The organism is Synechococcus sp. H60.3 (assembly GCF_047462295.1).
GTDB lineage: Bacteria > Cyanobacteriota > Cyanobacteriia > Thermostichales > Thermostichaceae > Thermostichus.
Map to the genome: position 1 here is coordinate 1 of NZ_JANSIY010000128.1, position 4,472 is coordinate 4,472.

Genomic DNA, 4,472 nt, shown 5'->3' on the forward strand with positions numbered 1-4,472 from the left:
TAAGCTCTTAGCTTGCTATTGAAGGTAATTTTCAGCCCTAGGTTGCGACTCTTACACCTTATCGAGATTTTGCCTTTGTCTAAAAAGGGACAATCATCATCTTGTTACTCTGTTTTTTTCAAGCATCCTCGCGTCATCGGCTTAAGCTTTAATTGGTTTGATTGAAGACAGATTTGACGGATTTTGTTTGAGCGGCTGCCAGCTTGCCTGAGATCGATCTGTGCCGCTGAGGCGATCCCTCCCCAACCCTTCGTCCCCGGGGAAGGGACTTGGGAAGCTGCCTCTATCGCGAGCTTCATCGGCTACCCAGAGGGAGCCGCGGCTATACTGACCAGGGGAGGAGCTTGCCACCTACACTGAAATCAGGCAAGTTGATCCCGATACGTGGGGGTTCAGGTTTTGCTTACCTTTTGGTGCGTTCTAAGCTCAGTTCTTCTCGATGACCTTTTCTCCGCCGCTGACAGATTTTCTCTCCAGCCAGGCTGCTCCTATTCCCATCCAAACTCCCTCGACGGTTCCAGAATTGGTGCAGCTCCTAAAAGAGTGCCGCGGGCAGAAGGTGCTGCCGCTTGGGCAGGGGAGCAAGTGGGGATGGGCTCCTCGCTTGGAGACAGTGGATCTTATCCTCAGTACCCGTGGGCTGTGCCGCTTGATCGACCATGCAGCTGCTGACCTAACGGCGACGGTAGAGGCCGGTATGACCCTGGCGGAGCTACAGGCCATCTTGGCCGAGCGGGGGCAATGGTGGCCGGTGGATCCCCTTTACCCTGACTGGGCCACAGTGGGCGGCATTATCGCCACTGCCGATACGGGCTCGCTGCGCTGGCGTTACGGTAGCATTGGCGACCTAGTGCTGGGCATTACTTGGGTGCGGGCGGACGGGGAGGTGGCCAAAGCGGGCGGGCGGGTGGTCAAGAATGTGGCCGGCTATAACTTGACAAGACTGTTCGCCGGATCCCTGGGCAGCTTGGGGATCCTGACCCAAGTCAGCCTGCGGCTCTATCCCCTGCCGGCGGCCCAGACAACTTTGCTGGCCAGGGGATCCCTAGCGGACGTGGAGGCCCTGGCTCGGCAGGTACTGAGTGCGCCGGTGAGCCCAGTGGGGATGGATCTCTGGCTGAGGGCAGAAGGGCCACAGCTTTGGCTCAGCTTCCACGGCTCGGGGCGGGCAATTGCCCAGCAAATGGCCCAGGTGCGGCGGCTGGCTGCGGGGGAGTTGGCTTGGCAAGAGGCGGGCCCTGGGGCTTTGTCCATGCCCCCACCCGCTTCAGGAATGGTTCTGGCCAAGTTCGGCTGCTTGCCCAGCCAGAGCCTGGCCATTTTAGAGCAGTTTCAGTCCCTATTTCCCAAAGCTCAGGTGCAACTGCATCGCGGCTGCGGCCTGGGGCGGGCTTGGATCCCCCAGCCTGAGGTGGGATCCCTGCTACAGTTACAGCGCTACCTCAAGTCGGTAGGCGGGTTTCTCCTGCTGCTGGAGGCACCGGCAGCCCTGAAGACAGCTCTGGCCCACGATTTCGGCCCGACAGCAACCCTGATGCGCAAGCTGAAGCAGCAGTTTGATCCCGCCGCCATCTTCAGCCCCAGCTTGATATAGCTACTCCAAATCACGCCGAAACATGGCGCCGTTAGCGGGCCTGCGCAGGGATCCCCAGCATTGCCAGCAAGGTTTTAGCAGCATCCTGGCCGGAGAGCCAAGCACCTTCTACTCGCTCTCCGGCACACCAATCGCCGGCGCAGACCAACGGCAACCCCCTGCCGGCACTGGCAGGGACGTGGGTGCCCAGGCTGGCCAAACCTATCGTTTCCACGGGAAAAGCGTAGCGCCAGCGATGCACCTGCATCCATTGCGGCGAGGCCAGCCAGGGATCCAGGCGTTTGGCGGCGTGGGCCAGCAGTTCTCGACCAGCTTTTTCCAGCTCGGCGGGGCCAGCATCCAGATATAGCGACGACCACTCCGCCCCCCCGTGAAAGACCACCAGCGGCGGCAAGGGCTGCGGGCGCTTGCTGCTGTCCAGGGCCAGCCAGGCCAGCATCGGATCCTGCAAACACTTGATCCCCTTCCAAGGCGGCAGCGGCGTGCTCTCTGAATAGCCGGCCAAAACGGCAATGCAGGGCTGGTAGGCGGCGGATCCCAGCAGAGATAGCAGGTTGTTGGCAGGAGGAATCCCCTCTTGCAGCAAAGGCAACAACTGGGGAGCCGGGATTGCCATCACCACTGCCGCGGCCTCGTAGCACTGGCCGTTTTCGGCCTGTAATTGCCAGGTGGTTGCCAGCGGCCTGAGGCCAACCACACGCGTTTGGGTGTGGATGGACAAGGAAGTGGCTAGCTGTTTGGCCAGCATCGTCATGCCCTGGGGGCAGATGTAGCGGGGTTTCTCAGCATTGGAGTCCTCTGGGCGCAGCCCCTCTCGATCCAGCAGGTGCAACGAGCGCGTCCATTCCCTCAGCAGCCCCAGGCCCAGCAGCTCCTTCACCCAGCGATAAAAGCTGTCGGAATCGGGGGTCAGATATTGAACCCCGTGATCTACAGGCACTGTTTGTCCGGCATGCTCAACCCGCCGGGTGGCCATGCGCCCACCCAAACCCACCGATTTCTCCAGCACCAAGACCTCCAGCCCCGCCCGCCGCAGTTGCCGTGCACAGGCTAGGCCAGCCACCCCGGCGCCAACGACAACGACGTCCGCCGACTTTCCGCTGCCCAGGCCGGAAGGGGGCATTGCACCCTGGAGATTTTTGTCCGACATACAGAGCCTATCGGCTGCAACCGAATCCCACCTTCAGCTCCCGCCTTTGCCAAAGGGGTTGTTGCCCCTTTCGCCGAAGAGCTTGGCTTCCCCCTTGATGGCAGCCTTGATGATGTTGTAGGCTGCCCAGCCAACCACCAAAACAATAGGTGCCAGGACGATCAGCGGACGGAGATCCATATCCATAGTTTCATCCCCCTCTCGTAAATGGAGTAAATGGAAAAAACAAGAGCTTCCAGGGCTGGCACCTGCTGGGATCCCGAAGAGCGAAGCTTTTTGGGGTTTGGATCCCGCTTTGGGCGCGGCACAACTCCGGAAGAACGGCTATACCCAGAATAACCCCAGGCATACCCTCTCCCGCTAAGCCCTGACGGACTGGGGCAAAGACGTCCGCTCACGCCAGCAGGACAGGATCCCTGGATGATTTCTCAGAGTTGCTGCTTCAACGGACGGGTAACCCAGGATCTTCACACAGCCGGAGAGTGGCTGCTTCGCCGTTCCTAGCCCATTCTGCAGCAAGCCCGGGTTCTGGACAAGAGCTTGCCTTGTTGCCTCTTGCGGGGATGGGCCAATCGAGCTGGGCGAGAAAGTCCGTCACTTGCGCCATGTAGACTACGCCCAGAAGTAGCGCGGAAGTTTAGCCAGCTAGAGGGTAGCGCTCCATCAGGTAACAGAGGCAATCTTGGCGGATGATGCGGCTGTTGAGGGTGAGCATGCCCGGCACAAGGGGCACGCGGGTGCGAATTTCGCCATCTTGGGCGTAGAAGAAGCGATCCGCCACATCTTGGCCCTGCTCGTCTTGGACCTCCAGGTGGAAGCCGTTGTTTGTCCAGCCGATGCGGGTGTGGGGAGGGAGCTCCCGAAAGTTGAGGAGATCCAAATCGGGGAGAAAGCGCAGGTGCGGCTGGGATCCCTTGGGCTCTTCCCCCGCTTCCCCAAAGCTGAAGCTCACCTCCTCCGGGATCTTGACGATGGCGACGCTGTGAAATAGATCAATATCCTGTCGCAGGACGGGGCGTTGCGGCAGCGCCGACAGGTGCAGGCAGGCTTCCAGAAATTCGTAGGCATGTTGGGTACCGTGGGGCTGATCCGGCTTGCCACATTCCAGGGTCACCGCCGGGCAGAAGCGCCCAAAGGCCATACTCTGTACCCCTTCTGGCTTGGTGAAATAGAGGACGGTGCGCCCAAACAAGGTGGCCAGGTGCAAGGTAGAGCGATCTAAGTAATTGACACAGGCGTAGTGGGGATTGGTGCCCGTGTTGTTGTGGAGGTCAACGCTGACAAACACGCCGCGTTGCTGCATCTGCCGCAGGACGGCCTGAGCCATAGCGTGTTCGGGAGTGGAGCCGGGGCCCCAAATGCGGTTGTAGTCCGGTTGGCTGTCTAGCCGCCGTTGCCCGTGGCGGGCAGCCTGCACATTGCCGATGAAAAGGGACAGGGAACGGGGCAGTTCCCGCTGGACGTAGCGGCGCAGAAGCTGTCGCACCGCCTGCCAACCGGTGACCTCGTTGCCGTGCAGCAGGACGGAAACAAACAGAGGGGGATCCCGTCGTCCCGCCAGATGGATGAGGGTTGGCCCGCCCAATCGGTCGTAGAGTTGATGGGCTTCTAAATCTAGGAGTTGCTCCGGCAGGTGATCGAGAACAGTGAGCATACGGTTTTTTGGGCAAGCACCTCAACGCAAACCTTTTGGCTGCTTAAGAAGCCCTCACCCCCAGCCCCTCTCCC

At 60.4% G+C, this 4,472-nt stretch carries 4 protein-coding genes; 1 reads left to right on the top strand and 3 read right to left on the bottom strand.

All coding sequences use genetic code 11. The annotated features are described in order from the left end of the window. Positions 1 to 439 precede the first annotated feature (439 nt). The gene (locus tag NW841_RS11285) at positions 440 to 1,594 is read left to right on the top strand and encodes an FAD-binding oxidoreductase (protein WP_414365457.1); all 1,155 of its coding nucleotides are present in this window, start codon (positions 440 to 442) and stop codon (positions 1,592 to 1,594) included. A 31-nt stretch (positions 1,595 to 1,625) separates the two neighbouring features. Here the strand turns inward: NW841_RS11285 and NW841_RS11290 are convergent, their stop codons facing one another. The 3 genes from NW841_RS11290 to NW841_RS11300 form a co-directional block, all read right to left on the bottom strand. Next, positions 1,626 to 2,744, bottom strand: coding sequence for an NAD(P)/FAD-dependent oxidoreductase (locus NW841_RS11290; RefSeq protein WP_414365455.1), 1,119 nt, complete (start codon positions 2,742 to 2,744; stop codon positions 1,626 to 1,628). A gap of 33 nt (positions 2,745 to 2,777) precedes the next feature. Next, positions 2,778 to 2,930 (bottom strand): photosystem II protein Y, encoded by a 153-nt coding sequence (locus NW841_RS11295; protein WP_414365453.1) that lies wholly within the window; start codon positions 2,928 to 2,930, stop codon positions 2,778 to 2,780. A gap of 451 nt (positions 2,931 to 3,381) precedes the next feature. Further along, complete coding sequence (locus tag NW841_RS11300) at positions 3,382 to 4,398, bottom strand: M14 family metallopeptidase (protein ID WP_414386447.1); 1,017 nt, start codon at positions 4,396 to 4,398, stop codon at positions 3,382 to 3,384. Positions 4,399 to 4,472: the final 74 nt, after the last annotated feature.